This window comes from Pseudomonas sp. GM50, assembly GCF_000282375.1.
In the GTDB taxonomy this organism is placed as follows: Bacteria; Pseudomonadota; Gammaproteobacteria; order Pseudomonadales; family Pseudomonadaceae; genus Aquipseudomonas.
On sequence record NZ_AKJK01000005.1, the window covers coordinates 58032 to 80866 of the forward strand.

The following is a 22835-nucleotide window of genomic DNA, read 5'->3' on the forward strand; positions in this document are numbered from 1 at the left end:
AGTCCAGCCACCGCGAAATATCAGTTACCCCCCATTGTCTGAATGGCGACCGCTGCGCGGCCGAACGGGGGCAAGCCCCCTCGCCACAGGGTTTGCGTTGGCCCTGACACCTAGCGGTGCAGCACGTACTGCCCCACGAACTTCACTGCATCTTCTTCACTCCCGGCATTCACAATCCGTGAATGCAGCGTCAACCGCGCCCGCCCGTACCGCTGATACATCGCCAGAAACTTCTTCCACACCGCCGCACTCGGTGCCTGGCAAATCGCCGTCGCGTCTGTAGTAACCGGTAGCGGATAGCTGATCTGCCCTTCCTGAATCACGATGTGCCCGTCTTCGATGATGCCTTCTTCACGCAAACGCAAATGCAGCCAGCCCCAGCCGGCCAGCACCGCGCCGCAATACAGACTGCCACCGAACATGGTGCTCTTGTGATTGACGTTGGCCGCAAGCGGCAGGTGCAGGCGCAGTTGCTGATCGTGCCAGTCGAGCACTTTGAGGCCCATATCCCGCGTGAGGGGGATGTCAGAATGGAGGATCGATTCCAGGTGACGACTGTCGCGGTTCATTCACGGGCCTTTTGTTTGAAGGGGATGAATTTACGGTAGCTCAATCAAGGTCGTCAGTGTGGCTGCTGGCGCCGGCGAAGTTCAGACCATGCTTGCGCAGTTTGTCATGCAAGGTTTTGCGCGGAATTCCGAGCGCTTCGGCGAGACTGCGCACGGAGCTGTGCGAGCGCGCCAGTTCGGCGGCAATCAAGCTCTTCTCGAAGTTCTCCACTTGCTCGCTCAGGCCGCCGCTGACCACCTCAATTGTGCTGCCGACGCCGCCATCCGGCGCATTGTTGTCCAGCGCCAGTTCCAGACCCAGGGCAAAGCGTTCGGCGGCGTTCTGCAGTTCTCGCACGTTGCCTGGCCAGGTATGGCGCAGCAGTAGCGCCCGGTGTCCCGGTTGCAATTCGTGGGGTGGCAAACCGTGACGGGCACTGGCTTCATCAGCGAAATGCTGGAACAGCATCAGCGCATCTTCACCCCGCTCGCGCAGCGGCGGAATACGCAGCGGGGCGACGTTCAGGCGGTAATACAAGTCGGCACGGAAGCGGCCCTGATCGGCGGATTGACGCAGGTCTTCCTTGGTCGCGGCGATGATGCGGATGTCCAGCGGGATCAGCTGGTTGCCGCCCAAGCGCTCGACGACCCGCTCTTGCAGCAAGCGCAGCAGTTTCACCTGCACATCCAGGCTCATGCTTTCGATTTCATCGAGGAACAACGTACCGCCATTGGCAAATTCGAACTTGCCGATGCGACGCTTCTGCGCGCCGGTGAAGGCTCCGGGCTCGTGACCAAACAGCTCGCTTTCCACCACCGACTCGGCCAAGGCCCCGGCGTTGATCGCCACGAATGGGCCGTTACGCCGACTCGACAGGTCGTGCAGCGCGCGGGCCACCACTTCCTTGCCTGCACCGGTTTCGCCGAGGATCAGCACGTCGGCCTTGGTCGCCGCCAAGGCACCGATCTGTTCACGCAGGCGCAGCATCGGCGCCGATTGCCCGACCAGTCGAGCGCTCAGTTCGTTGCGATCGCTCAGGGCCAGGCGCAGGCTGCGGTTGTCCAGCACCAGCCGGCGCAGGTCCAGGGCACGACGCACGCTGTCGAGCAGGGCGTCGCTGGCGAAAGGTTTTTCCAGAAAGTCATAGGCCCCGGCGCGCATGGCTTGTACCGCCAGAGGCACATCGCCGTGGCCGGTGATCAGCAGCACCGGCAGCTCCGGGTCCTGGGTGTGGAGTTCAGTCAGCAGTTCGAGACCGTCCATGCCCGGCATACGGATGTCACTGACCACCACGCCCGGCCAGTCACGTTCCAGTTGCCCGGCCAGGCCTTTGGCTTCAGCGAGCGGCAGGATCTTCAGGCCGGCCAGGTCCAGGGTCTGGCTCAGGGCTTGGCGCAGGTGAGGATCGTCGTCGATCAACACGACCTGGATGCGGTTGTCGATGGTCATGCACTTCGGTCCTCGGACGGTTGCAGGCTCACGCCCGGTGCGCCTGCGCGCAGCTTCAGGGTAATCAGGGCGCCGCCTTCCTTGTGGTTGGAGAACGACAGTTCACCACCAAAGGCGCGCATCAGGGTGTCGCAGATCGCCAGCCCCAAGCCAAGCCCCTGAGTGCGGGTCTTGGTGGTGTAGAAGGGCTCGCCGGCACGACCCAGTGCTTCCAGGCAGAACCCGGGGCCGTTGTCGCGAATGTACAGATTGACGCCGTCGACGGTGGACTCGGCACTCAACCAGAGTTTACGCGGCGGGCCTTTTTCCGTCAGGGCATCGAGGGCATTGGCCAGCAGGTTGCCGAGTACCTGGCGCAGACGGGTTTCCCCGGCCTCGACCCATAGGGTGGCAGCCGGCAGGTCACGGATCAGCTCGACTTCCATGCTGCGCCGACGCTTGGCCAGTAACGCCAGCGCATCGTCCAGTGCCGGTTGCAGGGCAACACTTTCCGGGGCGTGGCGATCACGCCGGGCGAAGGCACGCAGGTGGGCGATGATCGAGGCCATGCGCCCGGTCAATTCGCTGATCAGCTTGAGGTTGCCGCGAGCATCCTCGGTGCGCTGATGATCGAGCAGCACTTCGGCGTTTTCCGCGTAGCTGCGGATTGCCGCCAGCGGTTGGTTGAGCTCATGGCTGATGCTCGCCGACATCGTCCCCAGCGCCGAGAGCTTGCCGGCCTGCACCAGGTCATCCTGAGCTCGCACCAATTCCTGCTGAGCGTGTTCGCGCTCCAGCACTTCCTGCTTCAGTCGGCGGTTGAGGCCTTCGAGGTCGCTGGTCCGTTCGGCGACCCGGCCCTCCAGTTCGTGGCGGGCCTTGCCTTCGAAGGCGATCCGCTCCAGGTAATGGCGCCGGCGTTGCATCATCAGGCCGAGCAGCAGCATCAATACCAGCAGCGTTGCGCCGCCGATAGCCACGACTGTGCGTACCGGGCGGTCGATCAGGGTGCGCGGCGCAAGGATACTGACGCTCCAACCGGTTTCTTCGATCTGCCGGGTTTGGGTCAGCCAGGCGTTGGCGTCCAGATTCAACGGCTTGGGATCGCGGGTTGGATAGGGTTGAATCGCGGTGATGGCCTCGCGCTCCGGGTCGCTCAATGGGCGGGTCGAGCGGAAACGCCACTCTGGCCGCGACGTGAGGATGACCACGCCATTGTGGTCGGTGACCAACAGTTGTTCCGGGGTTTTACCCCAGAGGCTTTCGGTGTGGTCGAGGTCGACCTTGACCACCAGCACGCCGATGATTTTTTCGCGATCACGTATCGCCGCCGCGAAGAAGTAACCCCGCTTGGCGGAGGTGGTGCCCAGGCCGAAGAAGCGCCCCAGACGCCCGGCCATGGCTTCACTGAAATAAGGACGGAAGGAGAAATTGCGGCCGACAAAGCTGTCGTGTTTGTCCCAGTTGGAGGCCGCCAGGGTCTTGCCCGTGGTGTCCATCAGGTACATGACTTCGGCGCCGGTCTGGGCACTGATGTTTTTCAGCAGGCGATTGGCATTACCTTGAACCACACCCTCGTCGGGTGCGGCCAATGTCGCACGCAGAGCAGGCAGCTCGCCGAGAATCTGCGGCAATACTTCATACCTGTGCAGGGTGCCCAGCAGGTTGGCGACATAGAGGTCGAGGGTCTGACGGTTCTGTCCGGCCAGTTCGCTGCGGTAGTAACGCTCGGCCAGATGCTCCAGCGGCCACAACAAGGGCGCCAGGCACAACGCGAGTAGCGCCAGGCTGCGCCAGCGAGGTCTGCGGGGAAGGGTCGGAGTCATGAGCATCAAGCGCCTGTGGGTACAGACGCATTATGCCTAGGCTTGCGGGCGCAGTCTGCGCACCTGGGATCAAGTGCGCGCTGGCGGTGAAAATTCACACAGGAATTCAGGAAAAGACTTCAGCGTCCTTGAAGAACGCGGCGCACTGATCCTTGGCCGACAGTTTCGGTGCTTCGTCCAGCTGCCAGTCAATGCCCAGGTCCGGATCGTCCCAGCGAATGCTGCGCTCGGCCGACGGAGTGTAGTAGTCGGTGGTTTTGTAGAGGAACTCGGCGAAATCACTCAACACCACGAAACCATGGGCAAAACCTTCCGGCACCCAGAGTTGGCGATGGTTGTCGGCGGACAGACGCACAGCGACCCATTTGCCGAAATGCGGCGAGCTGCGGCGAATATCCACCGCCACGTCCAGCACTTCACCGGCGGTGACCCGGACCAGTTTGCCCTGGGTGTTTTCCAGTTGGTAATGCAGGCCGCGCAGTACGCCTTTTTGCGAGCGGGAATGGTTGTCCTGAACGAATTGGGTGTCCAGACCAGTTGCTTCCTGGAAAGCCTTGGCGTTGAAGCTCTCGTAGAAGAAGCCGCGCTCGTCACCAAATACCTTGGGTTCGATGATCAGAACACCGGGCAGGTCGGTGGTGACTATATTCATGGTGTTTCTCCGGCAATAGGCGTGATGGCCGACATTCTCACGCAAAGTGGCGGCGGGTGCGAGTGGGACGGTGAAGAGAGTTGTGCGGGCATTTGATTTGCGCCCACCAGGAAGGGGTTGCGTATCGCCCGAAGCAGTGGCGATATAAGCGCCTAATAAAATTTCAGGGGTCGTTGTATGCCACTCGCCACGTTGATTCACCGCGCCAGTTTGCCCAGCCCGCACGTGTCTGCGGCGCAAGCGCTTGAGCTGCTGGAGGAACATTATGGGCTGAGTGGGCGGTTGCAGACGCTTGGTAGCCAACAGGATCTCAACTACCGGGTCGACAGTGACCAGGGGCGTTTTGTCCTGAAAATCTGCCGTGGCGATTATTCGGCGCTGGAGCTGCAAGCCCAGCACGCAGGGCTCAAGCATCTGGCTGAACATCCCGGCATGCAGGTGCCGCGAGTGGTCCCGGCCAGGAATGGTGCAGACCTTCTCTCTCTGGAGGTTGGGGGGCAGGCGGTGCACATGCGCCTGCTTGATTACATCGACGGCCAATCCCTGACGCATCTCGATCATCTAAGCCATTCAGTGGTTGCAGGTTTCGGTCGGCTCTGCGGCGAAATGGACCTGGCACTGGCTGGTTTCGATCATCCGGGCCTTGAGCGCACCCTTCAATGGGACGCCCGCCACGCCAATGCGTTGATCGCGCATTTGCTGCCGGTGATCAAGGATGAGCGGCAACGGGCGTTGATTGCTGAAGCGGCCGAACAAGCCGAGCGCCATTTGCAGCCCTTGGTGGACAAGCTGCCGGTGCAGGCGATTCACATGGACATCACCGACGACAACGTAGTCTGGCAGCGAGATTCGCAGCGCCAATGGCAGTTGCAGGGCGTCATCGATTTCGGCGATCTGGTTCGAACCTGGCGGATCACCGATCTGTCGGTGACTTGCGCCGCGCTGCTGCACCATGCCGATGGCGATCCGTTCTACATTTTGCCGGCGGTTCGGGCTTATCACGCGGCCAATCCGTTGCAGCATGAAGAATTGCTGGCGCTCTGGCCGCTGATCGTTGCGCGTTCGGCGGTGCTGGTGCTGAGTGGGGAACAGCAGGTCAGCATCGATCCGGGCAATGAGTACAGTCGTGACAACCTGACCCATGAGTGGGAAATTTTCCGTGTTGCCACATCGGTGCCGTTGGCGTTGATGGAGGCGGCGATTCTTACGGCAGTCGGTCAAAGCCTGCCGAGCATCGGCAGCGAGGGTTTCGCGCCATTGTTGCCGAGTCTGGTGGGGCGTGAATTTGCGTTGATCGATCTGGGCGTGCTCAGTCCGCATTTCGAGGCTGGTAACTGGGAGCAGCAAGGGATCGATCTGCGTTTGTTGACGCAAGCCGCCGCGGCTCATGGTCTGGCGGCCAGTCGATATGGCCAGTATCGTTTGTCCCGCACTCGGCCGGACTGTGCCAGCGAACCGGATACTTTCCCGTTACACGTTGCATTGCGAGTGCCCGACGGCACGGCGGTCGAAGCGCCGTTTGCCGGGGTTATCCATATCGAAGGAGAGAACCTGCTGCAACTGGACGGCCCAGAGCTCAGTGTCCGATTGTGGGGTGTGACCCCGTCGGTACGCAGTAGCGCGGCGCTGGTCAAAGGCCAAGTGCTGGGTTCGGTCAGCGGGCCGTTGATTGTGCAATTGTGTCGAAGCGCTCAGCTCGACGCGCCGTTGTTTTGCACACCTTCGCGCGCGGCAGCCTGGCAGGCATTGTGTCCTTCACCTGCCGTGTTGCTGGGCCTGGCCTGTGATGCAGAAGAAGAACTCGACCCGCAGACATTGCTGGCCCGCCGTGACGCGAGTTTCGCTCGCTCCCAGAAGCACTATTACGTCGACCCGCCGCGTATCGAGCGCGGTTGGCGCAATCACCTGATCGACATGCAGGGCCGTTCTTACCTCGACATGCTCAACAACGTCGCGGTCCTGGGGCATGGCCATCCGCGCATGGCCGCCGTTGCCAGTCGACAGTGGTCGTTGCTCAACACCAACTCGCGTTTTCACTACGCGGCGATTGCCGAGTTTTCCGAGCGCTTGCTGAAGCTGGCACCTGAAAACATGGATCGAGTATTTCTGGTCAACAGCGGCACCGAGGCCAATGACCTGGCGATCCGTCTGGCTTGGGCCTACAGCGGCGGTCGCGACATGCTCAGCGTGCTGGAGGCTTATCACGGCTGGTCAGTGGCGGCGGACGCGGTTTCGACCTCGATTGCCGACAACCCCAAGGCCTTGAGCAGCCGTCCGGACTGGGTGCATCCGGTGACCGCGCCGAACACCTATCGCGGTGAATTTCGTGGCGTCGACAGCGCACCGGACTACGTGCGCAGCGTCGAACACAACCTGGCGAAAATCGCCGAGCAGAAACGCCAGTTAGCCGGTTTCATCTGCGAGCCGGTGTACGGCAATGCCGGCGGTATCTCGTTGCCGCCGGGTTATTTGAAGCAGGTTTATGCACTGGTCCGCGCTCAGGGCGGGGTGTGCATCGCCGACGAAGTGCAGGTCGGTTACGGCCGCATGGGCAAATTCTTCTGGGGCTTCGAAGAGCAGGGCGTGGTGCCGGACATCATCACCATGGCCAAAGGCATGGGTAACGGCCAGCCGTTGGGCGCAGTCATTACCCGACGGGAGATTGCTGAAGCGCTGGAAGCCGAGGGTTACTTCTTCTCGTCGGCCGGTGGCAGCCCGGTCAGTTGCCGGATCGGCATGGCAGTGCTGGATGTGATGGAAGAAGAAAAACTCTGGGAAAACGCCCAGGTCGTGGGCAGGTATTTCAAGGAACGTCTTGAAGCGTTGATCGACCGACATCCGTTGGTGGGGGCGGTGCATGGCTCCGGTTTTTATCTGGGCGTGGAGTTGATCCGCAATCGAGAAACCCTGGAGCCCGCGACTGAAGAAACCACGGCGTTGTGCGATCGCCTTCGTGAGTTGGGGATCTTCATGCAGCCGACGGGTGATTACCTGAACATCCTCAAGATCAAACCGCCGATGGTTACCTCGCGTCAGAGCGTGGATTTCTTCGTCGACATGCTGTCGAAGGTGTTGGACGAAGGGTTGTAAGACTTGAGATCGCTTTCGCGGGCAAGCCTCGCTCCTACAGGTCTGTGTCGTGCGCATATTCCGCGAACGACATAAATCCGTAGGAGCGAGCGGTGCGGCGATCCGACTTGCCCGCGAAAGCGTCATAAAGGCATGCATAAATATCGATTGTTATCGGGTTTAAGTGGAGTATTTTAGACAGAAAGAATATTTATCGCTTTAAAAGCCGATTTTTATCGGCTATAAAGTCGCCACTGCCCACGGTGTGGATGAACCACGCCCGGTGCTGCCTCTTTCTGTCATCGGTCGATGCCACCCTCGACCCTCAGCACTTGCCCAGGAGATGATTCATGAGCCGTATCGTTACCGTCGCCGCTACCCAGATGGCCTGTTCCTGGGACCTTGAAGCCAACATCGAGACCGCTGAAAAGCGGGTCCGTGAGGCCGCGGCGAAAGGCGCGCAAATCATCCTGATCCAGGAGCTGTTCGAGGCGCCGTACTTCTGCCAGAAACCGAACCCTGACTACCTGCAGCTGGCCACGACGGTAGAAGACAACGTCGCCATCAAGCATTTCCAGAAGGTCGCCAAAGAGCTGCAGGTTGTTCTGCCAATCAGCTTCTACGAGCTGGCCGGCCGCGCGCGTTTCAACAGCATCGCGATCATCGATGCCGACGGCAGCAACCTCGGGATTTATCGTAAAAGCCATATCCCGGATGGCCCTGGCTATCACGAAAAGTACTACTTCAACCCGGGTGATACCGGCTTCAAAGTCTGGAACACCCGTTACGCGAAAATCGGCGTGGGCATCTGCTGGGATCAGTGGTTCCCTGAGTGCGCCCGCAGCATGGCGCTGCAAGGCGCGGAAATCCTGTTCTACCCGACCGCCATCGGCAGCGAGCCACACGACAAGACCATTTCGTCCCGCGACCATTGGCAGCGCGTGCAACAAGGCCATGCCGGCGCCAACCTGATGCCGCTGATCGCCAGCAACCGCATCGGCAACGAAGAGCAGGACGGCTACGACATTACCTTCTACGGCTCGTCGTTCATTGCCAACCAGTTTGGCGAGAAAGTCCAGGAGCTGAACGAAACAGAAGAAGGCATTCTGGTTCACAGTTTCGACCTCGATGAGCTGGAACACATCCGCAGCGCATGGGGCTCGTTCCGTGACCGTCGCCCAAACCTGTACGGCGCGATCAAAACCCTCGACGGTTCCCTGGAGTCCTGAACCATGACCACTTTGAACAGCACCCCTCGCACCGACGGCTTTTACATGCCCGCCGAATGGGCACCACAGACCCAGACCTGGATGGTCTGGCCCGAGCGCCCGGACAACTGGCGCCTGGGCGGCAAACCGGCGCAAGCCGCGCATGTGGCGGTGGCCAAGGCCATCGCGCGTTTCGAACCGGTGACCGTGGCGGTTTCCGCCGGCCAGTACGAAAATGCTCGCGCCCGTCTCGACGTGCCGAATATTCGTTTGGTGGAGATGTCCAGCGATGACGCTTGGGTTCGGGATACTGGTCCGACGTTCGTCATCAACAACGGTGGCGAAGTCCGCGGTGTGGATTGGGATTTCAATGCCTGGGGCGGTTTCGACGGTGGTCTGTATTCGCCGTGGAACCGTGACTCGCAGGTGGCGGGCAAGATCCTCGAAATCGAGCGCAGCCCGCGCTACCGCACGGAAGGTTTTGTGCTCGAGGGCGGCTCGATCCATGTCGATGGCGAAGGCACCCTGATCACTACCGAAGAATGCTTGCTCAACCGCAATCGCAATCCGCATATGGACCGTGCGCAAATCGAAGCGGTGCTCAGCGCCAATCTGGCTGTGGATAAGATCATTTGGCTGCCGGACGGTTTGTTCAACGACGAAACCGACGGCCATGTGGATAACTTCTGCTGCTACGTGCGTCCGGGCGAAGTACTGCTGGCCTGGACCGACGACCCGCAGGACCCGAACTATCCGCGCTGCCAGGCGGCAATGAACGTGCTGCAAAACAGCACCGATGCCAAAGGGCGCCCATTCACGGTGCACAAGATGCCGATTCCTGGGCCGCTGTACGCGACCGAAGACGAGTGTGCTGGCGTGGATCCTGTAGATGGCACTCAGGAACGTAATCCAACGGTTCGTCTGGCCGGCTCTTACGTGAACTTCCTGATCGTCAATGGCGGCATCATCGCGCCGAGCTTCGATGATCCATTGGACGGTCCGGCCAAAGAGATTTTGCAGGCATTGTTCCCGCAACACGAAGTGGTCATGGTGCCGGGTCGCGAACTGTTACTGGGGGGCGGTAACATCCACTGCCTTACCCAACAACAGCCCGCGCCGCACAAGGAGTGAGTGAGGTTGTAACAGCCTGAGTTGCTTGAAGAATCGTTTGAGCAACGATTTAGCCTCGTTATTTCACACAAAGCCCGCAGCCCGTCAGGACCGCGGGCTTTTTTGTATCCACTTGTCGACACTTCGAAAACATTGGCACAGCTCTTGTATCTTCGTTGGCGCAACATGGGGAGGGAGAGAACTTCGATGTTCTGTCATAAACCTTGGATAAGTTAGCCGCTCACAAACCAGGAGAGAGCGCTGAGATGAACGCCGAAATGAACGTCGTGAGCGAGCACGCAATGCATCCCCTGGCAGTTAACAGCGAATCGCTCCAGGTCTTGGCGCAGTGGTTGAAGTCCAATGGAACGCGTCAGATCAGGGAACCTGATCCGCGCCGGATGATGATCGAGCGCTACCCCGCTGGTTTATTCAGTGAGGCGGAACTGGAAGCACTGTGGGATGTGATGGAAGGATAAGAAGAAAAACAACGGATTGATAAAAGCGCTGCCGGGAAGGCGGCGCTTTTTTATGGGCGAAGTTTTTTTGTAATCACTGAAAATTAACTGTGGGAGCGAGCCTGCTCGCGATGGCAATTTTACAATCAACGAATATGTTGAATGTAATGGCCTCATCGCGAGCAGGCTCGCTCCCACAAGGTTTTGCAGTGGTTAGAAGCTGTAGGTTCCGGTCACGACCAGGCTCCGTGGTGCGCCCGGCTGGATCTGCGCCGCACTGGTGGCCGACGAGTAATACTCGCGATCGGTGATGTTGTTCAGCGCCGCCCGCAAATCCCAATCCTTGTGCCGGAACCCGGCCAACGCATCCCAACGGCCATAGCCTGGCAGTACGGTGGTGTTGAGGTTGTCGGCGTAACGTTGGCCCACCAGGGTCAAACCGGTTTCGGCGTACCAGCCCATTTCCGGTTTCCAGGTCAGGAACAGGCTGCCGTTGTGCTTGGCGACGTTGCTGATGCGTTTGCCTTCGAAGCCGTTGTTGTCCTTCTCGACTGTTGCGTCCTGCACGCCCACGCCACCGCGCACGTACCAGTTGCCAGCGATCTTGCCGGTACCGGTCAGCTCGATCCCACGGGAGCGTTGCAGGCCGGTGAGCAAGGTCACGGTTGGATCGTTCGGGTCGCTGGTGCGACGGTTGGAGAGTTCCAGTTCATAGATCGCCAGCGTAGTGCTCAGGCGATCGTCGAGCCAGTCGCTCTTCACGCCGATTTCCTTCTGCTTGGTCAGCTCGGGACTCAGGTCGTTGCTGTTGCCGGCCGCGCCTGGCGTGATGCCGATCAAGCCGCCACCGACCGGGGAGAAAGTCTTGGTCCAGGACGCGTAGAAGGAGTGATTGTGCAGTGGAGTCCAAACCACGCCTACGCGCGGGCTGGTGCTGTGACTGTCGCGATCTTCGGAAATGTCCCGCAGCTTGTTGGTCGATTCGATATCAAAGGTGTCATAACGCAAGCCGGCTAGCAGTTGCCATTGATCGTTCAGACGCAGTTGATCCTGCACGTACACCGCACGGCTTTCGACTTCAGTGTGGGTGCTGCTAGACACCTGCATCCGCCCGGTATGGCGCAAGTCGCGATTCGGGTTGTACAGATCCAGCGCCGGTACCGGCGAACTACCACGCCCGGAGGTTGCTGCGTTATATAAAGTAGGATCGCGACGCTGGCTGCCGATCTCGATACCGGTCAGCAGGCGATGCTCCAGGCCGAATGTATCGAAGCCGCCTTCCAGTTCGACGTTGTTATAGACATTGCGGGTGGTCAGGTCCTGCTGCCAGTGTTGGCGCGTGACCTTGTTGGTCGCGGGGGTATAGCCCGTCAGGTAAGTGTTGTCGAAATCGCTGTTGAGCTTGAATACACCCAGGGTATGGCGCAGCTGCCAGTTGTCGCTGAGTTCATAGCTGAGTTTCGAGCGTAGGGATTGCGACTTGTCGTCGATGAAATCGTGCTCGCTGCCGTAGGTCGTGTCCCTTCCTACGTCTGCCGGGCGCCCGTTGACACCGGGGATGCCGCGATCCGGCGTACGGTTGTAGCGGCTGTATTCGTACTGCACCAACCAGTTCAGGTCGGGCGTCAGTTGCCAGCTCATCGACGGCGCGAACAGTTGGCGATTGCCGCTGACGCCATCGCGAAAACTGTTCTGGTCCATGTTGCCCATATTCAAGAGCAGGCTGATGTTCTCGCTTGGATCGGTGCTGAGGTCGGCATACAGGCTGCGCAGATCGTCGCTGCCGCCTTGGGCCTCAATGGTCGAGCGACGACCGAACTCCGGCAGCTTGCTGACCCGGTTGACGATCCCGCCCTGGCTGCCACGGCCATACAACACCGCCGCCGGGCCTTTGAGGACTTCGATGCGTTCGATGTTGTGCAAGTCGCGCACGTACTGGCTGTCGTCACGGATGCCATCGAGGTAGAAGTCGTTGCTGGCGTCGAAACCACGGATGCGCAGGCTGTCGAAGCGGGTATCGGCACCGCTGCTGACGTTGGGGATGCCGCTCAGCGCCGTGCCCAGATCGTTGGTGCCGTAATCCACGACGTTCGCGGTTTTCACCGAATCGATGGCCTGCGGCACGTAACGCACCGGGGTGGCGGTGCGGGTCGCGGTGCTGGTTTCCTTTACGCGTGGATCGTCAACTTGCGCTTCGGCGCTGATCGAGGTTTCGGGTAAAACGGTCGTGGCGGCGCAGGTAAAACCTGCAGACAGGAAAGCAGAGAGCCCAAGGGTGATGGGCGTAAGGCGGGAAGGGGCAGGCATCTGAAGCGCATCCGGAAGGGTAGAAAAATTCGAGGGCGCGAATGGTAATGCTTGCTATTTACTTTCGTTAACTATTCTTGAACGGTTCTCTTGTTTGATTGTTTCAAGTTATGTCGTGATTGGTACAAAGGTGCAACGGGGTCATTCGACCGATTCATGAAACAGACTGAAAGCCATTCCAGCGTTTTTCCGAAACTGTCTGGGGATTAATCTGCCGGCATTGAGTTTTCCTACTTTGTTGCCGGAGTTTTCCCATGATCCTTCACTACATTTACGACCCATTGTGCGGTTGGTGCTACGGCGCCAAACCATTGGTGCAAGCCGCCCAAGCGGTGTTGCCTGTCATCGCCCACGGTGGCGGCATGATGACCGGTGCCAACCGCCAGACCGTTTCGCCACAACTGCGTAACTACGTGATGCCTCACGACCGACGCATCGCCGAGTACACCGGCCAGCCGTTTGGCGAGGCGTATTTTGAGGGTTTGTTGCGCGATGAGACGGCGGTGTTCGATTCCGCGCCGCCGATTGCCGCTGTGCTGGCCGCCGAGCAGATCGCTGGGCGCGGGCTAGTCTTGCTGGGGCGTTTGCAGACCGCTCATTACATGGAGGGTCGACGCATCGCTGACGAAGCCGTTCTGCTGGAACTCGCCACACAGACAGGCCTTGAACCTGAGGCGTTCCAACAGGCATTTAATGAAGCCGACACCGAGCGCCATATCAAGGACAGTCGCGCACTCTTGGCTAATGTTGGCGGTCAGGGTTTTCCGACTTTCGCACTGGAGCAGGATGGCCAATTCACCCTGGTCGATATCGGGCCCTGGCTCGGCAAGCCGCAAGCGTTCGTTCAATGGTTGAGCCAGTCGCTTGCGGTAAAAGAGTCTTCATCCGCGCTTCAAGTCTGTGGCCTCGACGGCTGCGCCCATTGAATTCACCTGGAGTTACCATGGATAACCTGAGCCTGATAAAAAGCACCTACGAAGGCGCCAATTCCCAGGAGAATGCGCGCAACACCGCCGCGGCGCTGGCCGACGACGCTCGTTGGACCGAAGCGGCGGGTTTTCCATGCGCCGGCACCTACGTCGGTTTCGATGCCATCGTCGAAAACGTCTTCAAGCGTTTGGCCACTGAATGGGACGATTTTCAGTTCAAGGTCGAGAACTACGTCGCACAAGGCGACAAGGTGTTTGCCTACGGCAATTACAGCGGCATCTACAAAGCCACCGGCCGCCCGATGAATGCTCGGGTCGCCCACTTGTGGACCCTGGCTGACGGAAAAGTCACGCATTTCGAACAATTCGTCGACAGCCACACCGTGCAATTGGCTATCGCTGACAAGTGATTTCTTAGACGATTTTCGCCTATTTACAGACGATTCATGAAATTGACACCTTATTAAGGGCGCGGATAGGATGCGCCCCACGCCTGTGGCTAACCGCCATGACTCACAAAACAATAAAAGGCCCGCCGCGAATTTTCGTGGGCGGGCCTTTTTGTTTTTGGGTGAAAAAAGAGCGCGATAGCGCCATTTCAGTGGTTCGACACAGCGCGTATCAACCCGTAATAAGGAAAATAACATGTTGAACAAGCGAATCAGCCTGATCGCACTGGGGATGTTGAGCGCCACTCAGGCCATGGCTAACGACCAGGCCGAATCCAAGGGTTTTGTTGAAGACAGCAGCCTCAAAGTGCTGTTGCGCAACGCCTATATCAATCGTGACTACAAGGACGGCCGACAGGACAAAGCCGAGTGGGGCCAAGCGGCCATCGGTACTTTCTCGTCCGGCTTCACCCAAGGCACCGTCGGTGTCGGTGTGGATGCCTTCGGTCTGTACGCGCTGCGTCTGGATGGCGGCAAGGGCCGCAGTGGTGCCGGTGGTATCGACTTTTTCAAACAGGGTGATAGCGGCAACGCAGCTGACGACCTGTCGAAGGGGGGCGCGGCAGTCAAGTTCCGTCTCTCCAGCACCACGCTGACCTATGGCGACCAGATGCCGGCCTTGCCGGTGCTGAACTACGACAACTCGCGCCTGCTGCCGGAAAGCTACACCGGCACCCTGATCACCTCCAAGGAGATCAAAGGCCTGGAGCTGAACGCAGGTCGCTTCACCGCCGAATCGCGCAAAAGTGCTGAAGGCCGTGACAGCGGTGGCTTGAAGTCGATCAACGTGTTGGGTGGTAGCTACCAGTTCACCGAACAGTTCAAGGCTGCGCTGTACGCGTCCGACGTCGAAGACGTGCTGAAGAAGCAATACGTGAACGCCAACTACGTGTTCCCGATCGACAAGGATCAGTCCCTGACCCTGGACTTCAACGGCTACCGCACCAAGCTGGACGATTCCTATGTCCGCGAAAGCGGTGCTACCGGCGACGATAACAAGATATGGAGCCTGGCAGCGACCTTCGCCACTGGCCCGCACTCGTTCACTCTCGCTCACCAACGCAGCACCGGCGACAGCAACCTGGGTTACGCCTACGGTGGCTACCAGAAGGGTCAAGGTCGCGTCGGCGACGGTGGTAACACCATCTATCTGGCCAACTCCTACTGGTCCGACTTCAACGCCGAAGACGAACGCAGCTGGCAGTTGGGCTACGGTCTGGACTTCAGCGCATTCGGCATTCCTGGCCTGAGCTACAACGTTGCCTACGTGCGCGGTGACAACATCACCACCTCCACCAGCGAAGGCGGCACCGAGCGCGAGATCTTCAACCAGTTCAAGTACGTCGTGCAAAGTGGCCCGGCCAAAGACCTGAGCGTGAAGGTACGCAGCTCGATCCTGCGCGTTTCGCAGAAATCCAGCGAGTACAACGTCAGCGGCAACGAACTGCGCGTATTCGTGGATTACCCGATCAACATCTTCTGATGATCGGCTGAGTTGTTCAGACTCGATAAAAACCCCGACTGGGTCGGGGTTTTTTTTCGCCTCATGACCGTCAGAAAATACGAAAAATGGCTGTTTTCGATCGTAAAAAGTTGAATTAAAGCAACTTCATAGCGCGTTTCAATCAGCGCTTGATATGCCTGAAATTCTTTCTCATGGGCCGCAAATCCCGCACCTACTAGATTAAGCCGCTAAATGCAGTGGAGACCTAGTAATGATCGTTTTGAACAGAGAAGTTGGCGAATCGCTACGGCGCGACAAGTATGTCAACGTCCAGGGAGCCGACTTCAATCTCTTCGGTCATTTTTCCGACTTCGTCAGATTGACCAAAAGTTGGGAAAGCATGGAGCCGGACAGTTATTACGGCCAGGCCGATGCAGGCATGCGTTTCCGTCGTTACAGCGATTTCGAATACAACCCGGTCACCCGTGACTTGACGCAGCTGGAACACCGCGCCTACGTGCAATCGAAGGCCAACAACAGCTACGTCGGCGGACTGGAGCGGCACTTCCAGGACTTCTCCAATGAAGTCATCAATTCGCCGGTGATGCGCAGCCTCATCGATGCGGATTTCGAGGTGTACAAAAACGTATTGCCGCCAGAGTTGCACGACGAAATCTGGCAATGCCAGATCCATCAGATCCGCATCGAAATCAAGCCAGGCAAGCAACTGGAAATTACCCCTGAAGGTATTCATTGCGACGGTTATCCGTTCAGCGGTGTGCATTTCTGGGGCCGCAACAACGTGGATGGGGCGGAGAGCCGTTTGTATTCGGCCCAAGAGGAACAGCTGGCGGCGACGACTTATCTGGAAATCCTCGACACCACCTACTTCCTCGATCGCGACATGCGTCACTACGTGACACCGGCACGCAACACCCATGCTCACGAAATGGCCTATCGGCAGATTCTGGCTATTTCCTTCTCGCGGCCCGGGACCGCTTTCGACATTGTTCGCTGAACAGCTCGATCCCATGACGCACATCGCCGAATGCCCTGCACCGGTGATGCTGTGGCGCGCGACGGCCAAGGATGCCCAGCGCCTGGAACGCTTCTTTCGGCAATTCGAAGAAGTGTCGTTCTGTGAATGGCAGGACGCCAAATGCCTGCGCGGTGTGTTGGTGCAGAAAACCACCACCGCGTTCCTCGCGCTCGATATCCATGGCGAAGTGGTCGGCGCGGTGTTGGGCGGCATGCTCGGCAGCCGCGGCACCATCAATCACCTGGCGGTGAGCCCGGTGTATCGCAGCCAGGGTGTTGGTCAGCGCCTGGTGGAAGCGGCTTCGGCAGACATGAAACGGGTCGGTGTGCTGCGGATGTTCCTGTTCGTTGACGATGCTAACCTTGCCGGCAAACGTTTTTGGAGTGCCCAAGGCTTTTGCGAGCCGTGCGGCGAAACTACCTTTGAGAGGGACCTATGAATGAGACGTCCAGCAGCCAGCCGCTGATGGTCGAGCCCCAGCCCTCGCGCACTTTCGCTGAAGCCAGCCCGGTGATTGCGGGCTACTTCACGGTGTCGTTTGTGTTCGGTTTGATGGCCGTCAATGCCGGATTGCCTGTATGGCTGCCGGTCGCGATGTGCCTGTTCGTCTATGCCGGTGCCTCGCAGTTCGCCGCCCTGGCGCTGATCTCCAGCGGCGCATCGCTGACCACCATCATCCTCACCACGTTTCTGATCAATGCACGGCACATGCTGATGTCGGTCTACATGGCCAAGGCCTTGCAGGCGATGGGGCTCAGTCGTCTCGAGCGCTGGTGTTATGCCGGCGGGCTGACCGATGAATCGTTTGCCTTCCACAGCGTCAAACTGGGCAAGGGCTCGCCGGTCAATGTGCGTTACCTGATCGGCTTCAATCTGTATTGCCACACATCGTGGGTGCTCGGCGGTTTGCTGGGAGCAATCTGCGCGCAGTACGCGGCGCACCTGATCAAATATCAGCTCGACTATGCGCTGACCGCGATGATGCTCTATGTGCTGGTATCGCTGTGCAACACCCGCAACAAACTGATCGCCGCACTGGCCGCGGTCGCCTGCATGGGTGCCTTGAGCCTGATCGGCAACTCACCCTTCAACGTGTTCATCGCCACATTCGTGGGCTGTGGAGTGGGTGTATGCCTGACCAAACGTTCCTGATCCTGGTCGTCGCGTTGATGATGGCCGTGACTTTCCTGCCGCGTGCGTTGCCGCTGCAGGTGAACACTGACCATTGGCCACCCCTGGTCGCCCGGGCGCTGGAATACCTGCCGGTGGCGATCGTCGCTGCCATCAGCCTCACACCGTTGTTGATCAAGGATCAGCAGGTGCAGCTCGATCGCCCGGAATTTTATGCAGCCATTCCGACGTTGTTATGTGCGTATTTCAGCAAAAACCTCTTTCTCAGCGTAGCGGTGGGAACGGCTGCGTACATCGCGCTCGGGTCGTTCATGTAGCGACAGAGCGACCACGTCGTTCAGGGCCTGGCCCGACAACTCAGGGTTATTGACCGCCAGCCGCACTTCGAGGGAATCCTCGAAACCCGGGAAAATGGTCAAGCCGTTACGCAGGGCCGCTTCACGGGAAACCATGCCGAGGCCGTCCATTTGCGTGATCAATGACAGGGTCAGGGTCTCGCTGCAGGAATAGATCATCCGCTTGCCTGACTCGTAATTACCAAGGCCGGCGTCGAGAAAACGCAAGAAGCTGTGGGAGTACGGACAATCGTCGGCAGGACGAACCTGAAACTTATTGCCGAGCAGCATCAGGGGATCGTTTTCCTGACCGCAATGAGCACCCACCACCTGCACCTGCACATCGGGCAGGGCAATGCTGGGTAACCCAGGTTGTTGCGGCCCGATCAGCACGGCCAGGTCAAAGTCCTCATTCTTCAGCTTGCTGAGGTTTTCCATCGACTCCGCGTAGCTGAATTCCAGCTGATAATCAGGAAACACCTCAATGAGGCGTCCGATCATTCGCCGGTTGAAGTCAGCCGAGAGCGTGGTGTTAAGTGCAACCTTGAGCGTGCGCTGCCCAGGCACCTTGAGCGCGGCGACTTTTTCTTCCAGTTGCCGCGTGGCGACCAACACTTTGTCCATGTAGGGCGTGAGCTCCGTGCCCTGCGTTGTCAGAGTCAGCCCCTTGTTGGAGCGACGAAACAACCGAAAACCGAACTGCTCTTCGACCTTGTTCAACTGTGCGGCCAAGGCCTGCACGGTCAAACAGGAATGCTCTGCCGCCGCCGACAATGAGCCGGTCTGCACAATGCGCATGAGGTTACGTAAGGTTCTGCTATCCATTTGGGTAATGCCCTCTAAAGTGGGCTGGCTATTGTTGTGTACCTGATCGCCCGGTGGGCGTCGGTCGCGTGCTGGCTATGATCCTGCACCTGAGCATGCTTGTCCCGAGTTTAGTAGCGAAATGATTCCGCGTCCGATGGTTGGAGGCTTACACAGGATCGAGGTTTATCAACGAGACCTTTTCCCAAGGCAAAAAAAAGCAGCCTGATCAGGCTGCTTTCATGAAAAGGTGCTTGATATTGTGCTCCCTCAAGCAGGGGAGGAGAGGTCTTGCCAAGCGTTGATTTCCAGGTCATCAACGGGGTTCCTACGTCGACTATTGCCACCTGAAGGCAGTCGGTTTCGCGCTCTCGATTAAATTTTCTGCCCCTGTGAGGCGGGTGTCAACGTGCGTATTGGACCGTGCGTCGGCGTCTTTTCAGGCCGCAAAAAACTGCGCGAAAAACGTACGGGTACTCGTCATCATCCATGACTAAATACCCTAACTAGCCTCAATCAACGCTCGCTCCTCCAACCAGATCTCCTGAACAAACTGATCCGTAATCGCATAAATCCCATGCCCACGCCGCATGATGATGTTCTCGGCGACTAGCGCAATCACCACCGGTTGAATCTCTTCAACCCGCACCTCGCGACCTACAGTCTTCGAATATTCAGCTGCCGCATCAGTGGAGAAAATCCCTCGTGCATCGCCTTCCGTGGACGCGATTTTGTTGAAAATAGCCTGGGCCAGGCTGCCTAACTGCTCTACTTTCTCAAGCTCAATACCGGCCGCCGCCGAGCGCAAAGTACTGGCAATAACCGGCAAGAAAAGATCGGGATCACCTTCTTGCTGCATCAACTGCCGCAACGCCTTGAGCATTTCCTCAGGCCGATTCCCCAAGGTATTGAACGCTTCAATGGCAACCTCAAGCGACGGTAACTTTTCCTTCTTCACCGTCATCGCGAGCCGGTTGAGCAGGTACTCAACGTAATCACCTTTCAATACCGGATAAGCCGCCGACGTTGCGCCGGAAAACGCTTGGTTACGCTTGGCTGTCAGTTCACTGACTTGTGCCCGGTGCGATCCCGTTCCTATAAACAAAAAGTACCCCGGTGTCTTCGGGCGAGGATTGATCGCGTCCCGAGCGGCTTTGAGTCCCAGGAGCAGCTGATTGCCATCGTCAGAGGAGATGGCGTGCTGCACTTCGTCGATGATCAGCACCAAATCTGTCTTCGCTTGATCGACGACTTCTGTTAGCGCCTGTGCCAGCGTGGGCCCACCTGCCTTGCCAACGCTGTCAAGCTTGAAACCGAACTTGAATCCGGCTACTGCGACGTCTGCACCGCTAACGCGCTTGAGCATTTCCAGCAAACTGGAGCCGGGGGTTTGAAGCTCTTCCAGACGCAGGCGGATTGCGTCATGCACGAGCGTCGCAGGATTGGCCAGCGTATCGCTCCATAAGTCGACGTAAATGACCAGAGCGCCCGCTTCTTCCAGGGCAGGGATGAGGTCATTTCTCAGAAATGTCGTTTTACCGGTCCTGCGCTGGCCGGACAGAAACAGACCTGAGCGCAAACCTTCATCGAGAACACCTGGATTGAGAAGCTGATTTGCCATCTCTTCAGCTAGTTCGGGGCGCTGAAAAATGCTGCTCATGCATTACCTCTTTTTATGGGTACGCCATAATTATTGGCCAGCCATAATTTAGCATAAAGGTTGGAACCTGGCCTGAGGCCGCTCAGATCAGTGTTTTTCTGAGGCGGTAGAAAAGTCTCGTTATGTCGCTAAACCTGAAAAATAGCGGCACGTCTATGTAAGCATTGTTGGGCTAAGCCCAACATCTCACTGTTAACTCATTACACCACGTCACTAATGATGTTCCCGCCCCCACCTTTATCCCCCTGACCCAACCCAATACATTTCTCTCCAACGCCTCCCCATCATCCCGATGAGAAGGTCACTGGAGATTCCTCATGCCTTTCGTAAGCGTACGCATCACCCGCGATGGCGTTACCTCAGAGCAGAAAGCTCAGGTGATCGCCGAAATCACTGAAACCCTGGAACGCGTCCTCAACAAGCGCCCGGACCTGACCCACATCGTGATCGAAGAAGTCGACACCGATAACTGGGGCTACGCCGGTATCACCACCACCCAGTACCGAAAACAACTGGCTGAGGCGCAGGGACAGTCATGACGCGACGGCCAGAACCCGAGTGATCGCGAGACGCTGGTTCGTCTGGCGGCGGAAGTGGGGCTGGAGGCGCGCGTGAGGTGCTGGAGTCGGGAGCGTTTGCCGAGGAAGTGCGTGAACTTGAGGCGTTTTATCGCGAGCGCGGCATCAACTCGGTCCCGGCCATGGTGCTGAACGGTCGTCACCTGGTGTCCGGTTCGCAATCGGTCGAGTACTACGAACAGATGCTGAGGCAAATGGCGCATTCACCCGCCCAAGCCTGATTGATCACTTTTTCAAACCATCATTTATTAGTTGAGGTTCATCATGAGCAATTCGAAAAAAGTCATCGTCATTACAGGCGCATCCCAAGGTCTCGGCGCAGGCATGGTCAAGGCTTTCCGTGAGCTGGATTACAAAATTGTCGCCACCTCGCGTTCGATCCAGCCGTCCACCGACCCGGACATTCTCACCGTGGCCGGTGACATCGGCGACCCGGCAGTCGCCCGGCGCGTCATCCGTGAAGCGATCGAACGTTTTGGCCGTATCGACACCTTGGTCAACAACGCCGGGATCTTCGTCGCCAAGCCGTTCACCGCCTACACCCACGAAGACTACGCAGCGGTGCTGTCGGTGAACCTGAATGGTTTCTTCTACATCACCCAACTCGCCATCACCGAGATGGAAAAACAAGGCAGCGGCCACGTCGTCAACATCACCACCAGCCTGGTAGACCATGCCATCGACGGTGTGCCATCGGTACTGGCGTCGTTGACCAAAGGGGGGCTGAACTCTGCAACCAAATCCTTGGCCATCGAGTACGCCAAGCGCGGGATTCGGGTGAACGCGGTTTCCCCGGGCATCATCAAGACCCCGATGCATAGTGAGGAAACCCATGAAGCGCTGGGGAGTTTGCATCCGGTTGGGCGCATGGGGGAGATCAGCGACATTGCTCAGGCTGTGGTGTATCTGGACAGCGCCAACTTTGTCACTGGGGAGATTCTGCATGTTGATGGCGGGCAGAGTGCGGGTCACTGAGACCTGATTTACACCCCAGAAGCAACAAAGCCCTCGCATTGCTGCGAGGGCTTTGTTTTGATGCAGTGCTGGAGCTGCGAAGGATGCTCCAGGCCGATGATTTCGTTTCTTCCCAAGGATGGAATATTTACCCAATGCTCAAGTTCAATGCTCATCTCGGTTTCCAATTCAATGAATTGCCTTTTCTGCAACGCATCGAAGCAGCCGCCGCAGCGGGTTTTCGGGCGGTGGAGTTCCCGTCGCCCTATGAATTCGACGCGAGCCTCCTGGCCGACCACCTGGCGCAATACAGTCTGCCGTTGATTCAGTTCGCCGTACCGGCTGGCGTTACCAAAGGCATCGCTGCCTTGCAGGGCAAGGAAGAAGAGTTTCGCCACGGTTTGCTCCAGGCCGCCCGCTATGCAAAGGCGCTGGCATGTTCGGATGTCCACATCATGTCTGGCGTTACGACGCAGGATGACGCAGGACCTATCTTCAAAGGCAACCTTGAGTATGCCGTCAAGTACTTCGAGGATCAGGGGTTGCGGCCGCTTATCGAAGTCATTTGTACGCAAGAGATGCCGGGCTATTACATGTCTGACTTCAGCAAGGCGCAACAGGTGCTGGAGACCTTCCCGAGTGTCGGGCTCATTCTCGATCTTTACCATGCCCAGCTTCTGACCGGAGACGCGGCAGATATTCTGGCTCGGTTTTATGACAGAACAGTCCATGTGCAAATTGCCGACTGCCCGGGTCGTCACGAACCGGGAACCGGGAACATCGACTTCGCAGCTTTGTTCGCGGCGCTGGAGCAGCGTGGCTACACAGGATGGATCGGGTGTGAATACCGTCCTTGCGGTTCTACCGTAGCGGGCCTCGACTGGATCAAGCAGCTAAGTGCTTAG

The 22835-nt window shown here is 58.4% G+C and carries 21 protein-coding genes and 1 pseudogene; 15 read left to right on the forward strand and 7 right to left on the reverse strand.

Annotated elements, in window-relative coordinates; translation table 11 throughout:
• Positions 1 to 110: 110 nt before the first annotated feature.
• From PMI30_RS28280 to rfbC, 4 genes are all read right to left on the reverse strand, one after another.
• Entirely contained in the window at positions 111 to 569 is a 459-nt protein-coding gene (locus PMI30_RS28280; protein WP_008005234.1) for a YiiD C-terminal domain-containing protein, read from the reverse strand.
• Positions 570 to 609: 40 nt separating this feature from the next.
• The gene (locus tag PMI30_RS28275) at positions 610 to 1998 is read right to left on the reverse strand and encodes a sigma-54-dependent transcriptional regulator (protein ID WP_008005235.1); all 1389 of its coding nucleotides are present in this window, start codon (positions 1996 to 1998) and stop codon (positions 610 to 612) included.
• On the reverse strand, positions 1995 to 3803 hold the full coding sequence (locus PMI30_RS28270) for a sensor histidine kinase (RefSeq protein ID WP_032834687.1): 1809 nt from the start codon (positions 3801 to 3803) through the stop codon (positions 1995 to 1997). The genes PMI30_RS28275 and PMI30_RS28270 overlap by 4 nt, the downstream gene beginning before the upstream one ends.
• 106 nt (positions 3804 to 3909) lie before the next feature.
• Positions 3910 to 4455 carry a dTDP-4-dehydrorhamnose 3,5-epimerase gene (gene rfbC / locus PMI30_RS28265; RefSeq protein ID WP_008005237.1) on the reverse strand — a complete coding sequence of 182 codons (546 nt, stop codon included), beginning with the start codon at positions 4453 to 4455 and terminating at the stop codon, positions 3910 to 3912.
• A 177-nt stretch (positions 4456 to 4632) separates the two neighbouring features.
• Between rfbC and PMI30_RS28260 the strand changes: the two genes are divergently transcribed.
• The 4 genes from PMI30_RS28260 (at position 4633) to PMI30_RS28245 (ending at position 10321) form a co-directional block, all read left to right on the forward strand.
• Entirely contained in the window at positions 4633 to 7545 is a 2913-nt protein-coding gene (locus tag PMI30_RS28260; RefSeq protein ID WP_008005238.1) for an aminotransferase, read from the forward strand.
• Positions 7546 to 7874: 329 nt separating this feature from the next.
• The gene (gene aguB / locus PMI30_RS28255; protein WP_007895250.1) at positions 7875 to 8753 is read left to right on the forward strand and encodes an N-carbamoylputrescine amidase; all 879 of its coding nucleotides are present in this window, start codon (positions 7875 to 7877) and stop codon (positions 8751 to 8753) included.
• 3 nt (positions 8754 to 8756) lie between these two features.
• Positions 8757 to 9863 (forward strand): agmatine deiminase, encoded by a 1107-nt coding sequence (gene aguA, locus PMI30_RS28250; protein ID WP_008005242.1) that lies wholly within the window; start codon positions 8757 to 8759, stop codon positions 9861 to 9863.
• 245 nt (positions 9864 to 10108) lie between these two features.
• Positions 10109 to 10321 (forward strand): hypothetical protein, encoded by a 213-nt coding sequence (locus PMI30_RS28245; protein ID WP_007895252.1) that lies wholly within the window; start codon positions 10109 to 10111, stop codon positions 10319 to 10321.
• A gap of 192 nt (positions 10322 to 10513) precedes the next feature.
• Here PMI30_RS28245 and PMI30_RS28240 read toward each other — a convergent pair whose 3' ends face one another.
• On the reverse strand, positions 10514 to 12607 hold the full coding sequence (locus PMI30_RS28240) for a TonB-dependent receptor (protein WP_008005243.1): 2094 nt from the start codon (positions 12605 to 12607) through the stop codon (positions 10514 to 10516).
• Between the two features lie 254 nt (positions 12608 to 12861).
• Between PMI30_RS28240 and PMI30_RS28235 the strand changes: the two genes are divergently transcribed.
• The 7 genes from PMI30_RS28235 to PMI30_RS28205 all read left to right on the forward strand — a co-directional run bounded on the left by PMI30_RS28235 (position 12862) and on the right by PMI30_RS28205 (position 17916).
• Entirely contained in the window at positions 12862 to 13533 is a 672-nt protein-coding gene (locus tag PMI30_RS28235; protein WP_008005246.1) for a DsbA family protein, read from the forward strand.
• A gap of 17 nt (positions 13534 to 13550) precedes the next feature.
• Complete coding sequence (locus PMI30_RS28230) at positions 13551 to 13946, forward strand: nuclear transport factor 2 family protein (RefSeq protein WP_008005248.1); 396 nt, start codon at positions 13551 to 13553, stop codon at positions 13944 to 13946.
• A 235-nt stretch (positions 13947 to 14181) separates the two neighbouring features.
• Complete coding sequence (locus PMI30_RS28225) at positions 14182 to 15468, forward strand: OprD family porin (protein WP_008005250.1); 1287 nt, start codon at positions 14182 to 14184, stop codon at positions 15466 to 15468.
• A 232-nt stretch (positions 15469 to 15700) separates the two neighbouring features.
• Entirely contained in the window at positions 15701 to 16447 is a 747-nt protein-coding gene (locus tag PMI30_RS28220) for a 2OG-Fe dioxygenase family protein (RefSeq protein WP_008005252.1), read from the forward strand.
• A gap of 46 nt (positions 16448 to 16493) precedes the next feature.
• A complete protein-coding gene (locus PMI30_RS28215) occupies positions 16494 to 16907 on the forward strand; it encodes a GNAT family N-acetyltransferase (protein WP_177318826.1) in 414 nt (137 codons plus the stop codon).
• Entirely contained in the window at positions 16904 to 17620 is a 717-nt protein-coding gene (locus tag PMI30_RS28210; RefSeq protein WP_008005258.1) for an AzlC family ABC transporter permease, read from the forward strand. Before PMI30_RS28215 ends, PMI30_RS28210 begins: the two co-directional genes overlap by 4 nt.
• Positions 17599 to 17916: an AzlD domain-containing protein gene (locus PMI30_RS28205; protein ID WP_008005260.1), complete on the forward strand. Its 318-nt coding sequence runs from the start codon at positions 17599 to 17601 to the stop codon at positions 17914 to 17916. Before PMI30_RS28210 ends, PMI30_RS28205 begins: the two co-directional genes overlap by 22 nt.
• Here the strand turns inward: PMI30_RS28205 and PMI30_RS28200 are convergent.
• Both PMI30_RS28200 and PMI30_RS28195 read right to left on the reverse strand, forming a co-directional pair.
• Entirely contained in the window at positions 17833 to 18759 is a 927-nt protein-coding gene (locus PMI30_RS28200; protein WP_008005262.1) for a LysR family transcriptional regulator, read from the reverse strand. The two genes, PMI30_RS28205 and PMI30_RS28200, sit on opposite strands and share 84 nt — an antisense overlap.
• Positions 18760 to 19240: 481 nt before the next feature.
• Entirely contained in the window at positions 19241 to 20398 is a 1158-nt protein-coding gene (locus PMI30_RS28195) for an AAA family ATPase (protein WP_008005264.1), read from the reverse strand.
• A 317-nt stretch (positions 20399 to 20715) separates the two neighbouring features.
• On the opposite strand from PMI30_RS28195, the gene PMI30_RS28190 reads away from it, so the two are divergent.
• The 4 genes and pseudogenes from PMI30_RS28190 (at position 20716) to PMI30_RS28180 (ending at position 22835) form a co-directional block, all read left to right on the forward strand.
• Entirely contained in the window at positions 20716 to 20937 is a 222-nt protein-coding gene (locus PMI30_RS28190; protein WP_007897514.1) for a tautomerase family protein, read from the forward strand.
• Positions 20938 to 20940: 3 nt separating this feature from the next.
• A pseudogene (locus PMI30_RS0129350) lies at positions 20941 to 21197 on the forward strand (DsbA family oxidoreductase); the annotation flags it as partial.
• Between the two features lie 43 nt (positions 21198 to 21240).
• The gene (locus PMI30_RS28185; protein ID WP_008005268.1) at positions 21241 to 21951 is read left to right on the forward strand and encodes an SDR family NAD(P)-dependent oxidoreductase; all 711 of its coding nucleotides are present in this window, start codon (positions 21241 to 21243) and stop codon (positions 21949 to 21951) included.
• Between the two features lie 134 nt (positions 21952 to 22085).
• On the forward strand, positions 22086 to 22835 hold the full coding sequence (locus PMI30_RS28180; protein ID WP_032834691.1) for a hydroxypyruvate isomerase family protein: 750 nt from the start codon (positions 22086 to 22088) through the stop codon (positions 22833 to 22835).

What these genes read in the sequence shown, in the direction of transcription:
- PMI30_RS28280 (WP_008005234.1), bottom strand. Translation starts at nt 569, where the DNA reads ATGAACCGCGACAGTCGTCACCTGGAATCGATCCTCCATTCTGACATC.
- PMI30_RS28275 (WP_008005235.1), bottom strand. Translation starts at nt 1,998, where the DNA reads ATGACCATCGACAACCGCATCCAGGTCGTGTTGATCGACGACGATCCT.
- PMI30_RS28270 (WP_032834687.1), bottom strand. Translation starts at nt 3,803, where the DNA reads ATGACTCCGACCCTTCCCCGCAGACCTCGCTGGCGCAGCCTGGCGCTA.
- rfbC (WP_008005237.1), bottom strand. Translation starts at nt 4,455, where the DNA reads ATGAATATAGTCACCACCGACCTGCCCGGTGTTCTGATCATCGAACCC.
- PMI30_RS28260 (WP_008005238.1), top strand. Translation starts at nt 4,633, where the DNA reads ATGCCACTCGCCACGTTGATTCACCGCGCCAGTTTGCCCAGCCCGCAC.
- aguB (WP_007895250.1), top strand. Translation starts at nt 7,875, where the DNA reads ATGAGCCGTATCGTTACCGTCGCCGCTACCCAGATGGCCTGTTCCTGG.
- aguA (WP_008005242.1), top strand. Translation starts at nt 8,757, where the DNA reads ATGACCACTTTGAACAGCACCCCTCGCACCGACGGCTTTTACATGCCC.
- PMI30_RS28245 (WP_007895252.1), top strand. Translation starts at nt 10,109, where the DNA reads ATGAACGCCGAAATGAACGTCGTGAGCGAGCACGCAATGCATCCCCTG.
- PMI30_RS28240 (WP_008005243.1), bottom strand. Translation starts at nt 12,607, where the DNA reads ATGCCTGCCCCTTCCCGCCTTACGCCCATCACCCTTGGGCTCTCTGCT.
- PMI30_RS28235 (WP_008005246.1), top strand. Translation starts at nt 12,862, where the DNA reads ATGATCCTTCACTACATTTACGACCCATTGTGCGGTTGGTGCTACGGC.
- PMI30_RS28230 (WP_008005248.1), top strand. Translation starts at nt 13,551, where the DNA reads ATGGATAACCTGAGCCTGATAAAAAGCACCTACGAAGGCGCCAATTCC.
- PMI30_RS28225 (WP_008005250.1), top strand. Translation starts at nt 14,182, where the DNA reads ATGTTGAACAAGCGAATCAGCCTGATCGCACTGGGGATGTTGAGCGCC.
- PMI30_RS28220 (WP_008005252.1), top strand. Translation starts at nt 15,701, where the DNA reads ATGATCGTTTTGAACAGAGAAGTTGGCGAATCGCTACGGCGCGACAAG.
- PMI30_RS28215 (WP_177318826.1), top strand. Translation starts at nt 16,494, where the DNA reads ATGCTGTGGCGCGCGACGGCCAAGGATGCCCAGCGCCTGGAACGCTTC.
- PMI30_RS28210 (WP_008005258.1), top strand. Translation starts at nt 16,904, where the DNA reads ATGAATGAGACGTCCAGCAGCCAGCCGCTGATGGTCGAGCCCCAGCCC.
- PMI30_RS28205 (WP_008005260.1), top strand. Translation starts at nt 17,599, where the DNA reads ATGCCTGACCAAACGTTCCTGATCCTGGTCGTCGCGTTGATGATGGCC.
- PMI30_RS28200 (WP_008005262.1), bottom strand. Translation starts at nt 18,759, where the DNA reads ATGGATAGCAGAACCTTACGTAACCTCATGCGCATTGTGCAGACCGGC.
- PMI30_RS28195 (WP_008005264.1), bottom strand. Translation starts at nt 20,398, where the DNA reads ATGAGCAGCATTTTTCAGCGCCCCGAACTAGCTGAAGAGATGGCAAAT.
- PMI30_RS28190 (WP_007897514.1), top strand. Translation starts at nt 20,716, where the DNA reads ATGCCTTTCGTAAGCGTACGCATCACCCGCGATGGCGTTACCTCAGAG.
- PMI30_RS28185 (WP_008005268.1), top strand. Translation starts at nt 21,241, where the DNA reads ATGAGCAATTCGAAAAAAGTCATCGTCATTACAGGCGCATCCCAAGGT.
- PMI30_RS28180 (WP_032834691.1), top strand. Translation starts at nt 22,086, where the DNA reads ATGCTCAAGTTCAATGCTCATCTCGGTTTCCAATTCAATGAATTGCCT.